Source organism: Lonsdalea iberica, assembly GCF_002111585.1.
Taxonomy (GTDB): domain Bacteria; phylum Pseudomonadota; class Gammaproteobacteria; order Enterobacterales; family Enterobacteriaceae; genus Lonsdalea; species Lonsdalea iberica.
In genome coordinates this window covers 1-17,999 of sequence record NZ_LUTP01000011.1, presented here as the reverse complement: position 1 = coordinate 17,999, position 17,999 = coordinate 1, and the positions used below count along the sequence as shown (strand labels likewise).

The window sequence follows — 17,999 nt, the reverse complement described above, 5'->3', positions numbered from 1 at the left end:
GCGTTGGAAGGTAACGCGTTTAGATCTTGACCGTACAATCGTGCTTTGTTCGCGATGATACGCGCGTATTCTGCGCGGTCAGCTCGGCGATATTCATGATGACAGACACGGCGCGCTCCATTCCTTCTACCGTGACGAACTCATGTTTGCCGTGATAGTTGTAGCCGCCGGTGAACAGATTGGGGCACGGTAGTCCGCGGAAAGAGAGCTGTGCGCCGTCCGTGCCGCCGCGGATCGGCTTCATTACCGGTTCAATCCCACACTTGCGCATGGCCTGCTGCGCCAGAGCGATAACATGCGGATGCTGTTCCACCTGCTCGCGCATGTTGTAATAGCTGTCGGTTATGGTTAATTCGATATAGCACTCAGGATGAAGACCTTTGCCGACCTGTTCGGCGATATCCATCATGCTCTTTTTGCGCTGTTCAAATCCGCTACGTTCGAAGTCGCGAATGATGTATTTCATTTCCGCCCGTTCGACCGTGCCTTTGATGCCATGAAGATGATAAAAGCCCTGATAACCTTCGGTATGCTCGGGTGACTCATCGGACGGCATCAACTGGTGGAACCGCGTCGCGAGCGTCAGCGCATTGACCATCACACCCTTTGCACTGCCTGGATGAACGTTATTGCCGACGATTTTGACCGTAGCAGAAGCCGCATTGAAATTTTCGAACTCCAGTTCGCCGATACCGCCGCCATCCACGGTATATGCCCACTCCGCCCCGAAGCCCTCCACATCAAAATACTGAGCGCCTTTCCCCACTTCCTCATCCGGCGTAAAGGCGATGCGGATATCGCCATGCGGGATTTGCCGCTTTTTAAGTCGAACGATGGCGGTGATGATCTCGGCGATGCCGGCTTTGTCGTCAGCGCCCAGTAACGTTTTACCGTCGGTGGTGATTAGCGTATGCCCCAGCAGTTGATGCAGCACGGGGAACATGACCGGCGACAACACCTCTTCCCCCGCGCCCAGCGCGATATCGCCGCCGCGGTAGTTTTCGACAATCTGCGGATTGACATGTTTACTGGTGTAATCCGGGGACGTGTCCATATGGGCGATAAAACCGATGGTCGGCACAAACCAGGCGACATTGCCCGGCAACGTCGCAGTCACACAGCCATGCTTTCCGACCGTTACCTGCTCCAATCCCAAGGCCATCAGCTCTTGCTGTAAAACCTGAGCCAGCTTCCATTGCCCTTCAGTGCTCGGCACTTGCCGTACGCCTGTTTTGGATTGGGTATCAAAAGATACGTAGTTCAAAAAACGATCGAGTAATTTTTCCATCTTTAACTCCCTTGGATGGACCGCAGGTTGCATTATGAAGAGGGCTCTCAAGGTAAATATTGCGTCACATCAGTTTTTGTTAGTTTCGCTACATAACGATAGTCTATAAATTGCCGCCGAAGCCGCTTCAGAACTGGAAAAGGAGAAGCATGTGAAAATGCATGTAGCGAAATCGCCGAAGATGCAACACTCAAGATGCATTTTCACAACACTAGGAGAACAAAAAAATACCCGCTAAACCTGACGCAAGTTCAGCGGGAAATGAGAGCGGAACGATCAGCGTGTTGCAGTCTCTGCGGGCGTCTCCAGCCACTCGTAATACTGGCTGAGACTTTTGTCACAGGAGCAGCAACCGCCGCATTGACTGCTCACGGGCGCCGCGTGGAAGCGAACCTGCCCTTTTCGTACCAAAATGCCCATCATGCCGTCAATCACGCCGGGTTCGACATGAAATGCGACGCTGATGTCATGTACCGAGACTTTACGCTTCGCGCGAACAAAATCGCGTAATTCTATCAAGGTCATGCATTACCTCCTGGTCTCCTTTTTGCAGATGCCACGTTATTGCACATCGTGGGCCAGCCGCTGCTGCGATACCCCGCGATGACGTAGCAATAGCACGGTGACGCCCCCCACGACGACGACGCCGGCGATGGCAACGGTCGAATACAGCGGATGTGAGGCGAAGCGGCCAACCTGATACACCAACACGGCGGCGCCATAACCCAGTTCAATTGTCCAGGCGACGCAGAACAGTGTCCAGCCTGTCCCCACCTCACGCCAGATTGCGGAGACCGCCGCAACACACGGCACGTAAAGCAGCATCATCAGCAGATAGCTAAATGCGCCGAGGCGGCCATCGAACAGTTGGCTTATGACCGTCAGCGATGTCACGGAAAATTCATTGTCCTTCGCGACGGTCTCCGTATCACTGAGATCGCCAATTTCAATCCCAAGGGGGTTCAGCAAGGCGTCGCCGAGCTTGCCGAAGTTTTCCGGCAGCGTCGCCAGCGCCTCCTGAGCGCCGCCCCACAGGCTAAATGGCGGCTCAGCTTCGCGATCGGTGCCGCTTTGCTGACTCGCCATCGTGCCGTAGAGCGAATCCAGTGTGCCGACAACTGCTTCCTTGGCGAAAATGCCCGTAAACACGCCCACAGCCGCTGGCCAGTTCTCCTGCGAGATCCCCATGGGTTTGAAGACTGGCACTATCTTCTGGCCAATCGCTGAGAGTACGGAGCTCTGGGTGTTTTGATTACCGAAAGTGCCGTCTGTCCCCAGCGAGTTGAAGAAGCTCAGTACCGTCACGACCACGATAATCAGCTTGCCAGCCCGCAGCACAAAGCCTTTCAGTCGCTCCCACGTTCTGACCAGTACGCTGTTCAGGCCAGGTAAGTGGTAAGGCGGAATTTCCATCACGAAAGACGAAGCATCGCCCTGCAGCGCGGTCTTTTTCAGCAGAAAACCTGTACCGATAGCAGCGGCGATACCAATCAGGTATAGAGCGAAGACCAGATTTTGGCCGCCCTGAGTGAATAATGCCGTCGCAAACAACACGTACACTGGCAACCGCGCCCCGCAGGACATAAACGGCGCCATCATCACCGTGACGATCCTGTCGCTATGCTTTTCCATCGTACGCGTCGCCATCACGGCGGGCACGTTACAGCCGAAGCCGACGATCAGCGGCACGAAGGCTTTTCCCGGTAGCCCGATACTCCGCATGAAGCGATCCATGACGAAGGCCGCTCGCGCCATATAACCGGAGTCTTCCAGATAGGATAGGAAAAGGTACAGGCAAGCAATCACGGGGATAAAGGTGGAGACCGTCTGAATACCGGTTCCGACCCCATCGGCGAGCAGCGTCTTTAGCCATTCAGGGCAGTGGAGCGCCAGCAAGAGTTCGCCGAATCCCTTCACGAAAAGGGTTTCTGACAGTTTGTCGAAGAAGTCGATGAAGGCGCTGCCGATGTTGATGGTGAAAATAAACATCAGGTACATCACCAGCAGGAAAATCGGGATCCCCAAAAAACGGTGCAGCACAATTCTGTCAATTTTGTCAGTCAAGGTGGCCGACATTTCGCCACGACGGACGACCGCGTGGTTGGCAATTGACGCCACGAACCGATAACGGGCGTCCGCCAGAAAAATATCCAGTTCATCGCCGTAGTGTTCTTCCAACGCCGCAACCTTTTCGTCGGCAACGGCCAGCACATCTTCCGGGATTTGGCTGCGCATCGTGATATCGCGCTCCAATAGCTGGATCGCCGACCAGTAGGCATTCATGTTCGGCGATTGGCGTTTCAGCAGGTCGGCGATTGAGAGCGCGGCCTCATGCAGAGGCAGGTCGTAGGGAACCTCTACCGGAGGAACTGCGGGATGCATCAACGCGTCCTGACACATTTCCTTGAGCAAGCTTATCCCCCGCTTCTGCGTCGCGGTAATCGCGATGACCGGACAGCCTAACTCTCGTCGCAGCGCATCCATATCAATATCCAACTTACGGGAAACGGCGATGTCCATCATGTTGACCGCCACCACCATCGGCACTTTCATATCCAGCAGCTGTGAAGTGAGGTACAGATTGCGCTCCAGATTGGAGGCATCGACGATGTTTAATACCAGTTGGGCTTCGCCAGCGAGAATGTAATCACGCGCGACGCGCTCATCCTCCGAACTTTCCGAAGAGGGGTTGAGTGAGTAAACGCCCGGCAGATCCACCAAGGTGATCCGACGGTCCTTGAGGCGGCATTCTCCGACTTTTTTTTCTACCGTCACGCCCGGCCAGTTGCCGACCGTCTGTTTACTGCCGGTCAACGCGTTGAAAAGCGTGGTTTTACCGCAGTTGGGATTTCCCACGACACAAATAACGGATTGCGTATCCATAACATCCTTACTCGCTGAGCAGCATTAACACTGTTCCAATATCATGATTTTGGCTTCATTTTTACGTACGCTGATGGCAGAGCCTCGCACACGCAGTTCGATGGGGTCTCCCAGCGGCGCCACCCGCGACACGGTAAATTCGACGCCCGGTGTGACGCCAAGCGCGAGTAGGCGCTTACGGTAATCTGCGGCGCCTTTCTGATATCCCACGACTTTCCAATGGGTTCCTGCGGTCAGTGTTTCTAATGACATGTTATCCATTCCTTTTGAACTGCTGTGGCGATACCCATACCTGCTTACCCATGTCCCAGTTGATGGCAATTCGGCTATCGCCGGAGGCCAGCATCAGCGGCTGGTTAGCCTCGCGCTGAATGACCCGGACGTCTCGTCCGATACGGATCCCCAGATCCATCAAGCGTTGTTGCTGTTCGCCCGCGAGCCGTATGCGCGCGACCACACTATGCGTGTTAAGAGGAATATCGAGCAGTGTTTGAATACGTAAGGTCATCCGCAGACCTCCTATCTGTCCCTATCGTGCGGGAGTGTGCTTAAACGGCTGTCTCTTTGTGAGATAAAAAGACAAGTAAGAATAATTCTTAATATATTTCAGTCGTCAGATTGGCGTTTGACACATATCAAAGCAGGCATAGGTAGGCGTTATAAAACAGAAAATGTGACGATTCGTTGAGAATCAGGGGCGTTGGAATGGCGCAAAAACGGGGATAGAAAGGAACAGGCCCCGGCATTATTTGCCAGGGCCTGTAATTCATACTGCAAGATTTATCATTTAGCCTGTTTTTGCAGCGCTAAATCTTCAGCAATCTGCACAGTTTGATCCAGATATGGATCCGGCTCCTGATAATCCTTCGGCAGCGCATCCAGAGACTTCAGCGTCGGTTTGCCCTGACGGGTCAGCCGCTCATTGATTCGCTGCAGACGAATGGCCTCATCGTCATTATTCTCTTTCTGGCGCTGGGCCAGATTCAGAGAAACGCGGTCGCGTTTCTCTTTGAGCGCCTTGAAGCGAGCGACATCCTGTTGAATGTACTGAAACTCCAGATCTTTGGCGATACGCTGGTCGTAATCCGCCTTCAGGACCGGCAATAACGCGGTGAAATCACCCATTTTGGTGTAATCGGCCGGCTTGATACTGTCCCATGGCAAGGCATTGTCTTCAAACTTTTCTCCGGTCTCAATCGTTTCCAGCCCCGTCGGCATGATGATGTCAGGCGTTACGCCCTTACGCTGGGTGCTGCCGCCATTGATACGGTAGAACTTCTGGATCGTGTACTGCACAGAACCGAGTGCTGGCCATTCCGGTCGCAGCATCTGATCGTAGATGCGATTCAGCGATCGATATTGCTGCACGGTGCCTTTACCGAAGGTCGGTTCGCCCACAATCAACGCGCGCCCATAATCCTGCATCGCCGCGGCGAAGATTTCGGACGCTGAGGCGCTGAAGCGGTCGACCAGGACCACCAACGGACCTCTGTAATAGAGGGTGGCGTCGGTATCGCTGTCTTCACGGATCTTGCCGTTATTATCGCGAATCTGTACCACGGGACCGCTAGGCATAAACAGTCCGGACAGGCTGACGGCTTCAGTCAGCGCCCCGCCGCCGTTCCCCCGCAGGTCAATGATAACGCTGCTGACGTTCTCGGCTTCCAGTTTCTGGAGCTGAACTTTTACGTCATCAGTCAGGCCCACGTAGAAACCCGGGATATCCAGTACGCCGACTTTATCCTTGCCGGCTTTTTTGATGGTCATTTTGACCGCGCGATCTTCGAGACGAATACGCTCACGCGTTAGCGTCACCGTTTTAGCCTTCGTGCCTTTACCGGCCGGGAGGATCTCAAGGCGTACCTTGCTGCCTTTCGGTCCTTTGATCAACGCGACGACATCGTCCAACCGCCATCCAATAACATCCACCATCGGTTTTCCAGTCTGACCGACAGCGACAATGCGGTCGCCGACCACAACGCGTTTGCTCTTCATCGCAGGGCCGCCCGGCACCATGGAATTGATCACAGCGTAATCTTCATCCATCTGCAATACGGCGCCGATGCCTTCGAGAGACAGACTCATTTCCGTGTTGAACTGTTCGGTATTGCGTGGGGAGAGATAGCTGGTGTGGGGGTCGATCTCACGCGCGAGGGAGTTCATCACGAGCTGGAAAACGTCTTCGCTGTTGGTCTGAACCAGTCGGCGAATCGATGCCTGATAGCGCTTAGTCAAAATATCTTTGATTTCGCTGTCGGTTTTTTCCGTCAGCTTCAGGCTGAGCCAGTCGAACTTAACCTTTGCGTCCCACAGTCGGTTTAGCTCGTCCTGCGACTGCGGCCAAGGCGCTTTCTCTCGATCAAGGTCGATGTAGTCGTTGCCCGTGAGGTTCATCGGTTTATTCAGCAGCGACAACGCGTATTGATAACGCTCGAAGCGACGTTTCTGCGCCAGATTGTATAAGGCATACGGCAGGTCTAGTCGACCATTGTTCAGGTCTTGACCTAACTGCCCTTTTTGCTTGTCGAACTGCGCTACATCAGACGCTAGCAGCACATTATGGCTGTAGTCGAGCATGTTGAGGTAGCGAGCGAAAATTTTGTCTGAGAACTGTTCATCCAGCATGAATTGCCGGTAATGGGAACGCAAAAACCGTGACGAGACGCGCTCGCTGACGGTGGCATCTTGCGCTTCCGGCTGCAACTGTGGAATCAGATCGACCCGCGTGATGTTCTCATTGGCAAAGCTGCTGCCCGCCAACAGAAGGCAGCTCAATACGGTCGATTTTACGAATTTGTTCATGCCGAGGTTGGCCTCCGTATCAGAACTGCAAGTGTTCTGCGCGTACGATCATCGCCATGCCTGAAGCCAACTGCACTCTGACTCCATCTTTGGCAACTTCCAGCACAGTGGCATCCATGGCGCTTTTGCCCGCTCTGACTTTGATTTCCTGGCCGATGTGCAGGCTGGAAATATCCGTCACAGCCTGTCGCGGCGCCTGCTGATCGTCACGAGCCGCACGAGATTGGCGCGGTCGATCCGATGAGGAAGTTTGTGCTGTACGAGAAGAAGGCTGGCGTGGCTTACGAGCGGCGGAAGCGGTGTTGTCGCGACGAGGCGCGTTTTTATTCGCGGACGGACGTCTACGCGCAGGTTCGGCTGCATCGCCCCCTTCAGCCCGTTTCTTAGCCTGCTGTTCAGCACGACGTGCCTGGACTCGGGCTTTCGCTTCTTCCAACTGTTTGCGCGCATGTTCTACGTGCTGCTCTTCCAGCTCTCCGCAAGGATTACCGTCAAGATCGACACGCTGTGCTCCCAGCTTGATGCCATACAGATAACGCCAGCTTGAGGTATAGAGTCTCAGTGCTGAACGCAACTGCGTTTTACTGATGTTATCGGACTCGGGCACACGAGCGGCCAGATCCTGAAAAATACCGATTTTTAACGGTCGTGCTTCGCCTTCAATGGAGAAACAGAGCGGGAAATGCTCTGCCAGATAAGCGATGACTTCTTTACTACTATTCAACTTAGGTTGATTTTCCATGAAATTTCCTGATTACAACGGGTTCGCCAACCGGCGCAGGCATGAACAGGCGTCATTATAATGACGTCATCGGCAATTGCTACGTTATCCGTGTCTCAACTGAGAGAATTGATGAAACTAAGTACATCGCTATTTTCCAGTTGGGCATTCAGCGTTGAAACGACGGCACTCAACCCGGCTTCATCATCGGCATCGAACCGCTGATATTCCGGGCTATCGATATCCAGCACGCCAATAAATTGTCCATTGACCACCAGCGGCAATACGATTTCTGCGTTGCTTGCCGCATCACAAGCGATATGGCCGGGAAATGCGTGAACATCCCCCACCCGCTGCACCTGTTTTTCCGATACCGCCCGGCCACATACGCCTTTGCCCGCAGGAATACGGACACAGGCGACGCGTCCCTGGAACGGACCAAGGAACAACGTATCCTGTTCGAGCAGGTAAAAACCGGCCCAGTTAACGTGTTCCAGCCGTTCGAACAGCAAGGCGCTGCTGTTTGCCAGTATAGTAATAAATCGGTTTTCACCCGCGATCAGTGACGACAAATCCCTCACCAACTCTTCGTAAAATTCTTGTTTTTTCATCATACGGTAAGATTTTCTTTCCAAACTGCTCAGTGTTTCACACCAACGCGCCATTAAATAAGGATTCAGACCGGGATGCTACTAGATTTATTCATTCGCATAAAATCAGCAAATGCGGATCCGGTAAAATTCAGGACAGTCTCACTTTCCCACTGGCGCCCGATTTGCCCCTCCCGGGCGACAGAGACCTCCACTGGCCAGCGCGTCATCACTTTATGCTAAAATCCGCGCTTTGCTTATGCCCTAACGGAAATTGCCAGTGGCCAAACCTACCCCAGCAACGCTCTCAGCCGAATTCATCGATGCCACTCAGCGCATCATGCCAAGCCATCTTTCAATGGACGATTTTATTGCGGCCTGTCAACGACCTCTGCGTCGCAGTATTCGGGTCAACACACTCAAGATTAGCGTAGCGGACTTCTGTACGCTTGCGACAACCCATGGCTGGGCGCTGGAACCCATCCCCTGGTGTGAGACCGGATTTTGGCTGTCGAATACGGATGAAGAAGCGGTGCGGCTCGGCAACACGCTTGAGCATCTCGCCGGCTTGTTTTACATCCAAGAGGCCAGCTCAATGTTGCCCGTCAGCGCGCTCTTCTCAAGTGAAGCTCAGCCACAACGCGTGCTGGATGTGGCAGCGGCTCCGGGTTCTAAAACAACGCAAATCGCAGCACTGATGAATAATCAGGGCGGTATCGTCGCTAACGAGTATGCGGCCAGTCGAGTAAAAGTATTGCATGCTAATTTGCATCGATGCGGCGTCAGCAATACTGCGCTTACGCATTTTGACGGGCGCGTCTTCGGCAGCGCATTGCCGGAGAGCTTTGACGCCGTGCTACTGGATGCCCCTTGTTCCGGAGAAGGCGTTGTCAGGAAAGATCCCGCGGCGATGAGTCACTGGTCGCTTGAAAGTATCGTGAGCATCGCTGCGACCCAGCGCGAGCTGATTATGAGTGCGTTCCACGCATTAAAGCCGGGAGGGACGCTAATCTACTCCACCTGCACGCTTAACCACCAGGAAAACCAGGAAGTTTGCCGCTGGCTGCTAGCACAATTCCCGGACGCTTGTGAGATTGAACCTTTGAACGATCTGTTCCCAACAGCACATCAGGCCGCGACTGAGGACGGTTTTCTGCACGTTTTCCCTCAAATTTTCGATAGCGAGGGATTCTTCGTCGCACGTCTGAGAAAAACCGCCAGCGTGCCGCCATTGCCGCATCCCGGTTTTAAAATGGGCAAATTCCCGTTTAGTCCTCTACAGGGCAAAGTCGCGCAGCTACTGATTGACGCGGCTCGTCAGCAGGGCATCAAATGGTGCGAAAAGCAGCTTCAATTGTGGCAGCGCGATGATGAAATCTGGTTGTTCCCCGTCGCGTTGACGCCGTTACTGGGTAAAGTCCGCTTCTCCAGAGTTGGAATCAAGCTAGCTGAGCGCTATGCCAAAGGGTATCGCTGGCAGCATGAGGCAATTGTCGCATTGGGTGATACAACCGCATTCTCCGCGTTTGAACTGAATGCCGCAGAGACCCAGGCGTGGTTTCAGGGAAAGGATGTCTACCCCGAAGCGATGCCCGATGTTAGCGAAGCACTGTTAACCTGGCGCAACACCACGTTGGGAATCGCAAAACGCATCGGCAGCCGTTTTAAAAACACGCTTCCACGCGATCTGGTCCGCGATGGCGCCAGCGCTGCACCCTGCGGCGACTAACGAAACGACTTTCGGGATGCTGCTGTGGCATCCCCCCTTCTGTCACATTTCGACTACACTTCCTGCGTTAGCCTGTTCATTCTTAAGCCCTCATTCATCCGAAGAGGAAGGCATCGCATGTTCGTATTGGTGATTTTTGTCTGCTACGTGGGCGGGGGTTGTGAAGACCTGGTTACGAGCGTTTATGAGACAGAAATACAATGTTTGAAAACCATGAGCGAGCAACGAATTCGAAATGGGGGGTGTTATCCCATAGAAGACTTTATTGACGGGTTCTGGCATCCCGCTCAAGAGTACCGAGATATGAGATAACTCGCAGCCGACCTCACTGCAGCCTAAGCGGCGATATAAGTCAATCAACTCGGTGTGCGAGTTCTGAGAGCAATCACGCTTATCCAGCAGGCGATCTTCGTTAATCCCGCCAATATATGCTCAAGCCTCACGGCACAACCATTCCACTGTCGTTGATGATGAGCGAAGCGATAGGCGCTTCGCCCCTTCAGGCATTGCGTGTGAGGGTGAAAACCACCAATCCTACTGGAGAAACTTCATCAGCCCCGCACTGGAACTGTGCGGCAGAGCCGGTCACGGCGATCTTTTTACCCGGTAGCAGCGAGACATCATAGATATCGTTTCTGCCGTCAATGTCCAGCAGCCAGCGGCCATTGCCCAGGCAGGTCACGCCAGTATCCACCAGCCATGACGCAGTGCTGCCTTCCACTAACAGAGGCGAGTGAACACCCGCAGGCAATAATGCGTTATCCGCTTTCCAGTCACCGGCGACCTGCAGCTTACCTGCCTTGAGCGTCTTACGCGGAACCAGAACGATCTCCCCCGCATCGTTTGCGTCAGAATGCCCTGGGTGATGGGGCGAGCCTTTGCCGATAGCCAGCCACTCGAGCGATACGCCGGTATCCAGCGCGCATGCCACCACGACATCACCGGGAAAAAATCACGGCGGATCCAAGTGCTGATGGTGCCGGGCGCAATTTCCAGCAGCTCGCCCAGCTCTTTTTGCGTGCTAAAGCCGTAGGCATCAAGCATCCGCCGCAATACGGCGCGTCCGCCAGAAGCCAAAATTTGCTCATAGAGCGCTTTGCCCTTGAGATTAACGTCTTGATGCAGCATGTCTGGCGTGTCAACGAATTCGCCGGTCACCAACCACCCCGCATCGACGCCGTTATCCAGCGCGCATTTGAGGATGATATTGCCGGGGACACTGCCTCGCTGAACCCAGTTGCTGATGGTATTGGCTGGAATACCTGTCACTTCGCTCAATTCCTTTTGTGTTTTCACCCCATAGCTTGACAGGATTCTCCCCAGCACGGAAACCGCTGCTGCGGTATTGCTTTCTCTGTTCAAAAACACCTCTTGAGCATGGAAATAGATACGATATGTGTCTTAACCGCCCTAAAAACCGTCACAGCTCCAATTATCGAAGAAAAACTGTTCGGCAACTGATGATATTACAATTTTATCTCGATCTAAGATGAAAATATTGCGGCCTTTTCCCCAAATTTCCAGTGTAAAGGCTTAGTTAACTTACTTACTAATCAAAAAATCGTCACATTAGGCCGCAAAACCAGCTTTTCTTATATAAAGACCGCAATCTCCCCAATGAGTCATTTTTAATCAATAGGTTATGATCATAGCACCTGGTGTGGCATCAAGAAGTCCATCTTAAAAAAACCAATGCCAGTTATGGGTTGACGAATATGGCATTCTATAAAATACTGTATATAAATACAGTCAAGAAGACAGGCAGACCATTGTGGAACATCTCGAAATGCAAGAATTGACCTTAGCCAGAATCAGGCTGATTGCGGATATGACTTTACTCTCGCAAATCCGGCCTGACGAGATGCAAGTCGCGATGTCGTTGATTGCCGATCTGGCTCATGGTGCGGTAGATGCGGAAGACTTTCAGCAGGCGCTACAGGATAACGGCGACATTCAGCGGCTCAAAACCTGGTTAGACAGGCACTCCCTTTAGACAAAGCTTCTGACATCCTTGATGGCTGATCGCTACTGGTAGAACTGACAGTCTCGTCCAGAGACATTATCCTGCCGCCCTTTTCGATATTTAACAGCGTGAACGCTGAAGCTGCCAACCACTTTACTGATCCAGTGCTCCATTAAAAACCGGCGACTCACTAGAAGTGATTCATTAAAAATAGTGTCATTTCGACTTACTGTCTATTTACCGCCTGATATGCCGCGAAATTAATTTTTCAATTTTCAGAGGCAGTTCGTCTGCTGTAACTGCCTACTCTAGCTTCATTATCTTTGTCAGCCGTGCTTAATTTTAAATCCGTTTCATCAAGAATCATTATTTTGTCTGTCAGGCGTCCATATGGATAAATAATCGATGAAGTTCGACAAAATACCCTCATTGTACCGCACCCAAAAAACCAGCTTTTTAGAAAGCCCTACGTCACGGTGTTAAATATTGTTTTGCGGTGCAAGCACGCCCCTTTGTTATCGCTTGCCCACATCCGACAGATAGATTCGATATACGGCCTCACGCTCTTCACTCCCCCAAAAGCGCCAATCGGCAGTCATATAGGGTGTTTCATATCGCTGGGTCAACCCGGGTCGCGCGTATGGGGATGGAACAAATGAAAGGATATTTATTACAGACCTTTGGAGCGCGTTTTTTATATTGTATTTTTTGCCCCGCTGCCAAGGCTTTATCAGAAGGAATGAAATTACCGGGAATGCACGATATTTCACAGCAAAAATAGTAGTGTTGACTGTTTGTCAACTCCGACCCTTTCTATTTCTAAATTCATCTGGAGGTTAGTCATTTACACATCTGTGATCTCACTGAGAAACACCTATTTTATTTTCTATTTTTCCTTTAGTGCCATTAGTCGATGCAAGCAGATCAATTCGGGGATATCGTTCAAACAATGAATAATATAATGTCAAATCAAGGCGTTGAAAAAGGAGAAATAAATCGACTTTGCGCTGATTTCTTTCGAATAATTAAGCACGCCTTTGTCGTTGTATCTTAGGATGTCCAAGAGGATTGGCGCGCTCTCATGGTCAGATTCTACCAACTCGATGATATTTTTCTCAGCTCCCGTTATAGTCATCCTGCTTCATAGGTGATTGAGGGTACTTACATGACGCCTGATGAAAAATCTCTGTTCAGACACGCGGTTGGTGATGTCATTCCACTGCCCTCCTGCAACACCAAGGTACACCTTCAAACAGCCCCTGCGCTGAGAGGAAAAAGGTGTGTAGAAGAAAGCAAACCGACTAATTTCCTCATCAGCGGCTACATCGACACACTTTCCCTGGATGAACCCTTGATGTATACCCACGATGGAATCCAGCGAGGCGTGCTGGATAAACTGCGTCAGGGGAAATATGCGTTGGATGCCAGTCTCAATCTGATGAGAAAACCGGTGGCCGTCTGCCGTGAGAGCCTATTCCAATTTATGTTGCAGGCTCAGCACGATAACCTGCACAATCTGCTGATCATTCACGGTAAAGGCAGCGAGGATGCCTCTCATGCCAATATCATTCGCAGCTATCTTGGCCGTTGGCTAGCCCAATTCGAGTCAGTACAGGCATTCTGCGTCGCGCAGCCTGTACACAGCGGCCATGGGGCCTGTTATGTCGCATTAAGAAAGTCAGCACGGTCGCGTCAAGAGAATTGGGAACGGCATGCGAAACGCAGCCGTTAGAACGAGGACACAATATTGCCCTGTTTCTCAGGGCAATATTGCAGAGGTTCAATAGGTATAAGCCACCGAGCGATGACGACGACCAATCTGTCCTTTCGCCAAGATCATCAAGGCCGTCAGGAAGGCGGGTAGCGCCAGAACGGCGAACATCATTCCGAAGCTCCATTCCATGCCCAGCACCTGCGCGCCGGCAAATGCGCTCATGATCGCCCCCATCCGTCCAACACCATGCATCCATCCTGACCCCGTCGCACGCGCGGCCGTCGGGTAGAAGCGGGCGGAAAGCGCATTCATGCCGGTATTCGCGCCGTTGAGGCAAAAACCGCTGACCGATGCCAGCAAGGCCAGTAAAATGAAATAAGATTCAGACAACCCGATCAGCGCCGTCGCCACGCCTCCCGCCGCATAGATAACGCCTAGCGCCAGGTGCGGGTTAATACGATCCATAAGCCAACCTGCAAACAGAGAGCCAAAAGCACCGCCAGACTGGTATAACGCGGTGATGACCGTCGCCTGAGTGACCGTCATCCCGGCGTCTTTGATTACGGTAGGCAACCAACTGCCTAACAGGTAAACCATAAATAACCCAAAGAAATAACCTCCCCACAGCATGAAGCTGCCGAAACGGTACTCTTTAGATAAGACTAAACGTACAGCGAACGTGGCTTTTTTGTCTTCAGCAGGCATGGCGAACTGGGTGCCGCTGTGGCTGACTCCGGGAGCAATTTTTTCGACGATATGATGGATACGCTCGGAATTCGCGCGTTTGGCTACCAGGAATCTGACGGACTCAGGCAATTTCACCATCAAGAACGGCAGCAGCAACAGCGGCAAAATCCCGCCCATCAGGAGTACGGTGTGCCATCCCCACTGTGGGATCAGCCAGGAAGCGGCAAAACCGCCCGCCGCGGCGCCCACGCTAAAACCACAGAATACGATGGTGATGATAAGAGAACGTTTTTTTTCCGGAGCGTATTCCGCGACCAGCGTGCCTACATTAGGCATGGCCGCCCCCAGACCTAGCCCGGTCAGGAAACGGAAAATAATCAGGTGCTGTACATTTTCGGAGAACGCCGCCAACAGTGTCCACAATCCAAACAGGAGTACGCTGGTGATGATAACCACTTTTCGCCCACGCCAGTCTGCAAGCGGTCCCGAAATCATCGCGCCCATAGCCAACCCCACCAGAGCCGCGCTGATCACAATGGCCAGCTCAGCGTTGCCGATTCCCCAGGCTGCTTTCAGCGAAGGTCCGATAAAGCCCATGATGGCGATATCCATGCCGTCCAATGCAATGATGCAGAATGAAAGGATGACAATCAGCTTTTGGTAGGCGCTGAGGGGACGTTCGTTAATGAGCTGCCTAACGTCTAAAGGGGTGGAACCTGTCACGCTTACTCTCCGATAACTCTTCTGCGGGCTGTTAACCAAGGCTTACACTGTAAACAATTATTTCCGACAGTAAAACAGCCCAACCATAATAATTTGCTGCCAAGATGGATTTCGTGACAGAGCGCGCGAATGATAGCCAACGCGCTTCACCAATGAAAGTGCGAAACCGTCCCCCCGCTCTTTTTTACGTCCTCTACCACAACCCACAAAACCCATATCGTGAAAATACACAAAGAAAAGAACACATTCAAAAACCCTTTTACAAATATTTTATTCTATTAAAAACATCAGGTTAAATATATTAGTAAAGTAAAAAACAAACGAGGCGCGTTCTGTTTTATTTATTTTATCGAAATTTATTTGCAAATTCGAATAAAGGGTTACACCATTAAGTTATGTTGAAGCGATGAATAGATTTGAGGAGATACCAACATGATGCATTGCCCTTTATGCCACCACGCCGCTCATGCGCGTTCCAGCCGATACCTGTCGGATGGCGCCAAAGAGCGCTACCATCAGTGCACTAACGTCAACTGCGGGCACACCTTCGTGACATTGGAAGCTATAACCCGCTCGATCATGGTGCCAGGCAAAGTAGAACCCGTTGAAGCGCTTACTAATAACCCGCCGCCCTAATCGCGACCTCCCCCCTTGCTAGCTAAGGGGGAAAGCCCCTTCCGTCACCTCCTTGCGTTGCTCAAGAAAAACCGCCTCGCTTATTCGCTTTATCATTTTCACTCGCCTGCTGTTATTGACGTCCGCCGGACCGTACTTTTAATATCAAACGACTTTTACTGATTTTCAGTCACTTGCACTTACGGCCTCTGTGACGTCCCATGCCAGCAAGCAGACGAACTCCTTCCACAGGTGAACACCCTCAAAAATCAGCCGATGCCTTCCATTCGACTCCGTCAATGAATGTTCAGAGGTCTCATTTATGGATAAAACCTGTTTAGCCTTTCATGGAGGTGTAAATGATTAATGCCGCTGACACTCAGGCGTACCACGCAAGCCTGCTTTACTTCACCGCCGACCCTCGGCAAAACCCCGCAGAAGCCACCCACTTTATTGAGGATGGTTTGCTGGTTGTTCGCAACGGTAAGGTACTGAATGCGCTGAATTATAAGGATGTTGCTGTCAACGAATTGGCTCCTCTGACCGTCACAGATTATCGGGGCCGGTTAATCATGCCCGGGTTTATCGATACTCACGTCCATTTCCCTCAGATTGAAATGATCGCGTCTTATGGTGAACAATTATTGGAATGGCTTGATACCTATACGTTCCCGACCGAGCAGAAATACGCGGATGCAGACTATTCCCGTCAGATGGCCGACGTCTTTATCCAGGAGCTGCTGCGACATGGCACCACCAGCGCAATGGTCTTCGCCACTGTGCACCCGCAATCTGTCGACGCACTCTTCAGCGCGGCGGCAGCGAAAGCGATGAGGTTGATCACCGGGAAAGTGATGATGGACAGACACGCGCCTGACGCGTTATGCGATGGAGCGCAACAGAGCTATGAAGACAGCCGCGCCCTGATTCAAAAATGGCATCGTCATGGCCGCTTGTTATATGCAGTTACGCCCCGTTTCGCGCCGACGTCCACGCCGGAGCAATTAAGGCTGGCCGGTGAACTGCTAAGCGAGTTTCCAGACATTTATATGCAAACGCATCTCAGCGAAAACAAGCAGGAGATAGCCTGGGTAAAATCGCTTTTTCCCGAGCATCGCCATTATCTGGATGTGTATCACCATCATGGTCTGACCGGCCCTCGCTCGCTGTTCGCGCATGCCCTTCATCTTGAAAAGGACGAAGTGGATATGCTGTCGCACAGCCGCTCTTCCGTCGCCTTCTGCCCAAGCTCTAATCTGTTCCTGGGCAGCGGACTGTTTCCGTTACATTCTCTGAAGGCCGCAGGGATCCGTGTAGGGATGGGCACGGATGTGGGGGCAGGCACCAGTTTGTCGCTTCTGCAAACACTGAATGAGGGTTATAAAGTGCAACAGCTGCTGGGCGAGAAATTGTCCGCCCGAGAAGGACTGTACCAAGCGACGTTGGGAAGCGCGGCCGCGCTGTCGCTGGATGACAAGCTAGGGAATTTCCTGCCGGGTAAAGAAGCGGACTTTGTTGTCCTCGACTGGGCGAGCACCCCCTTGCAGCATTTGCGGCAGGCGCAGGCGACCACGCTGGATGAAAAGCTGTTTGCATTGATGATGCAAGGCGATGACAGAAATGTGGCTGAAACGTACGTCAATGGAGTTTGCGTCCACACACGGGAATAGTCGGCAAGCTGCCATCGTGAGCGACGTTGGCTGATCACCTCACTAGTACCACTTAGCGTCTTATTGGCATAACGGCCTCGTTTTCCATATAATTTTCTTCCTTAATAGAGAGTTCGGGTGAGAAATCACTGGCACAGGGAAGTTTCTGGCTATAATGCAACTTAGCAACAGTCACTTACGCTATGGGTGGCATGCGTTTGTGGAATAAAACACTAAAAATTGCATTGTGATGAAATCAGAGTAGCGCGTTCTTTCCCGAAAGAGGGCTTCCTCCTGTAGCTTGTTACCTCCTGAACAAGGTGAACTGGCGGCCAGCCTCACCACCTTTATACATGCCGGGATGGCCACATCTTTTTGAACCACACTCCATCCGGGCATCGCCCATAACAGCAAATTATTTAAGGCATAACCATGATTCCGCCTCTCGATACCGGCGCTAAGGAACAACGGAGTGCCCTTCTACGCATGATGAACATTCTGGATTCGCGACCGGTCGAAGAATTGGAACGGATTACCCGCATTACCCAGTCCTTTTTCGAAGTCGATAGCGTCGTGATCTCTTTAATCGATACTGACCGCCAATGGTCGTTATCGCGGCGAGACTTCCCCTATTC

At 52.1% G+C, this 17,999-nt stretch carries 15 protein-coding genes and 2 pseudogenes; 7 read left to right on the top strand and 10 right to left on the bottom strand.

Going from position 1 to position 17,999, the window contains the following annotated elements:
* Positions 1–19: 19 nt before the first annotated feature.
* The 8 genes from pepT to AU511_RS05975 all read right to left on the bottom strand — a co-directional run bounded on the left by pepT (position 20) and on the right by AU511_RS05975 (position 8,305).
* Positions 20–1,288: a peptidase T gene (gene pepT, locus AU511_RS06010; RefSeq protein ID WP_094109106.1), complete on the bottom strand. Its 1,269-nt coding sequence runs from the start codon at positions 1,286–1,288 to the stop codon at positions 20–22.
* 276 nt (positions 1,289–1,564) lie between these two features.
* Complete coding sequence (locus AU511_RS06005) at positions 1,565–1,813, bottom strand: FeoC-like transcriptional regulator (protein WP_094109105.1); 249 nt, start codon at positions 1,811–1,813, stop codon at positions 1,565–1,567.
* 36 nt (positions 1,814–1,849) lie between these two features.
* Positions 1,850–4,171: a Fe(2+) transporter permease subunit FeoB gene (feoB, locus tag AU511_RS06000; protein WP_094109104.1), complete on the bottom strand. Its 2,322-nt coding sequence runs from the start codon at positions 4,169–4,171 to the stop codon at positions 1,850–1,852.
* 24 nt (positions 4,172–4,195) lie between these two features.
* Positions 4,196–4,423, bottom strand: coding sequence for a FeoA family protein (locus AU511_RS05995; RefSeq protein WP_094101360.1), 228 nt, complete (start codon positions 4,421–4,423; stop codon positions 4,196–4,198).
* A gap of 1 nt (position 4,424) precedes the next feature.
* Positions 4,425–4,679 carry a FeoA family protein gene (locus AU511_RS05990; RefSeq protein WP_094109103.1) on the bottom strand — a complete coding sequence of 85 codons (255 nt, stop codon included), beginning with the start codon at positions 4,677–4,679 and terminating at the stop codon, positions 4,425–4,427.
* A 275-nt stretch (positions 4,680–4,954) separates the two neighbouring features.
* On the bottom strand, positions 4,955–6,973 hold the full coding sequence (gene prc / locus AU511_RS05985; protein WP_094109102.1) for a carboxy terminal-processing peptidase: 2,019 nt from the start codon (positions 6,971–6,973) through the stop codon (positions 4,955–4,957).
* Between the two features lie 19 nt (positions 6,974–6,992).
* Entirely contained in the window at positions 6,993–7,715 is a 723-nt protein-coding gene (proQ, locus tag AU511_RS05980) for an RNA chaperone ProQ (RefSeq protein WP_094101092.1), read from the bottom strand.
* Positions 7,716–7,810: 95 nt separating this feature from the next.
* Complete coding sequence (locus tag AU511_RS05975) at positions 7,811–8,305, bottom strand: GAF domain-containing protein (protein WP_094109157.1); 495 nt, start codon at positions 8,303–8,305, stop codon at positions 7,811–7,813.
* A gap of 259 nt (positions 8,306–8,564) precedes the next feature.
* On the opposite strand from AU511_RS05975, the gene rsmF reads away from it, so the two are divergent.
* Positions 8,565–10,013 (top strand): 16S rRNA (cytosine(1407)-C(5))-methyltransferase RsmF, encoded by a 1,449-nt coding sequence (gene rsmF / locus AU511_RS05970; protein ID WP_094109101.1) that lies wholly within the window; start codon positions 8,565–8,567, stop codon positions 10,011–10,013.
* A gap of 117 nt (positions 10,014–10,130) precedes the next feature.
* A complete protein-coding gene (locus AU511_RS05965; protein ID WP_094109100.1) occupies positions 10,131–10,325 on the top strand; it encodes a YdfD/YebW family protein in 195 nt (64 codons plus the stop codon).
* Between the two features lie 187 nt (positions 10,326–10,512).
* On the opposite strand, the pseudogene AU511_RS05960 reads toward AU511_RS05965, so the two are convergent.
* Positions 10,513–11,381 (bottom strand): annotated as a pseudogene (locus AU511_RS05960) (helix-turn-helix domain-containing protein).
* A gap of 418 nt (positions 11,382–11,799) precedes the next feature.
* Here AU511_RS05960 and AU511_RS05955 point away from each other — a divergent pair.
* Positions 11,800–12,006, top strand: coding sequence for a hypothetical protein (locus AU511_RS05955; protein ID WP_240503776.1), 207 nt, complete (start codon positions 11,800–11,802; stop codon positions 12,004–12,006).
* 1,135 nt (positions 12,007–13,141) lie between these two features.
* Positions 13,142–13,708, top strand: a complete 567-nt coding sequence (gene smrA, locus AU511_RS05950; RefSeq protein WP_094109099.1) for a DNA endonuclease SmrA — start codon at positions 13,142–13,144, stop codon at positions 13,706–13,708.
* Between the two features lie 48 nt (positions 13,709–13,756).
* Here smrA and AU511_RS05945 read toward each other — a convergent pair whose 3' ends face one another.
* Entirely contained in the window at positions 13,757–15,100 is a 1,344-nt protein-coding gene (locus tag AU511_RS05945) for an MFS transporter (RefSeq protein WP_094109098.1), read from the bottom strand.
* A gap of 432 nt (positions 15,101–15,532) precedes the next feature.
* Between AU511_RS05945 and AU511_RS05940 the strand changes: the two genes are divergently transcribed.
* The 3 genes and pseudogenes from AU511_RS05940 to AU511_RS17210 form a co-directional block, all read left to right on the top strand.
* Complete coding sequence (locus AU511_RS05940) at positions 15,533–15,736, top strand: ogr/Delta-like zinc finger family protein (protein ID WP_094101098.1); 204 nt, start codon at positions 15,533–15,535, stop codon at positions 15,734–15,736.
* Between the two features lie 338 nt (positions 15,737–16,074).
* The gene (gene guaD, locus AU511_RS05935) at positions 16,075–17,385 is read left to right on the top strand and encodes a guanine deaminase (RefSeq protein WP_094109097.1); all 1,311 of its coding nucleotides are present in this window, start codon (positions 16,075–16,077) and stop codon (positions 17,383–17,385) included.
* A 411-nt stretch (positions 17,386–17,796) separates the two neighbouring features.
* A pseudogene (locus AU511_RS17210) lies at positions 17,797–17,999 on the top strand (sensor domain-containing diguanylate cyclase); the annotation flags it as partial.

What these genes read in the sequence shown, in the direction of transcription:
- pepT (WP_094109106.1), bottom strand. Translation starts at nt 1,288, where the DNA reads ATGGAAAAATTACTCGATCGTTTTTTGAACTACGTATCTTTTGATACC.
- AU511_RS06005 (WP_094109105.1), bottom strand. Translation starts at nt 1,813, where the DNA reads ATGACCTTGATAGAATTACGCGATTTTGTTCGCGCGAAGCGTAAAGTC.
- feoB (WP_094109104.1), bottom strand. Translation starts at nt 4,171, where the DNA reads ATGGATACGCAATCCGTTATTTGTGTCGTGGGAAATCCCAACTGCGGT.
- AU511_RS05995 (WP_094101360.1), bottom strand. Translation starts at nt 4,423, where the DNA reads ATGTCATTAGAAACACTGACCGCAGGAACCCATTGGAAAGTCGTGGGA.
- AU511_RS05990 (WP_094109103.1), bottom strand. Translation starts at nt 4,679, where the DNA reads ATGACCTTACGTATTCAAACACTGCTCGATATTCCTCTTAACACGCAT.
- prc (WP_094109102.1), bottom strand. Translation starts at nt 6,973, where the DNA reads ATGAACAAATTCGTAAAATCGACCGTATTGAGCTGCCTTCTGTTGGCG.
- proQ (WP_094101092.1), bottom strand. Translation starts at nt 7,715, where the DNA reads ATGGAAAATCAACCTAAGTTGAATAGTAGTAAAGAAGTCATCGCTTAT.
- AU511_RS05975 (WP_094109157.1), bottom strand. Translation starts at nt 8,305, where the DNA reads ATGAAAAAACAAGAATTTTACGAAGAGTTGGTGAGGGATTTGTCGTCA.
- AU511_RS05965 (WP_094109100.1), top strand. Translation starts at nt 10,131, where the DNA reads ATGTTCGTATTGGTGATTTTTGTCTGCTACGTGGGCGGGGGTTGTGAA.
- AU511_RS05955 (WP_240503776.1), top strand. Translation starts at nt 11,800, where the DNA reads ATGCAAGAATTGACCTTAGCCAGAATCAGGCTGATTGCGGATATGACT.
- smrA (WP_094109099.1), top strand. Translation starts at nt 13,142, where the DNA reads ATGACGCCTGATGAAAAATCTCTGTTCAGACACGCGGTTGGTGATGTC.
- AU511_RS05940 (WP_094101098.1), top strand. Translation starts at nt 15,533, where the DNA reads ATGATGCATTGCCCTTTATGCCACCACGCCGCTCATGCGCGTTCCAGC.
- guaD (WP_094109097.1), top strand. Translation starts at nt 16,075, where the DNA reads ATGATTAATGCCGCTGACACTCAGGCGTACCACGCAAGCCTGCTTTAC.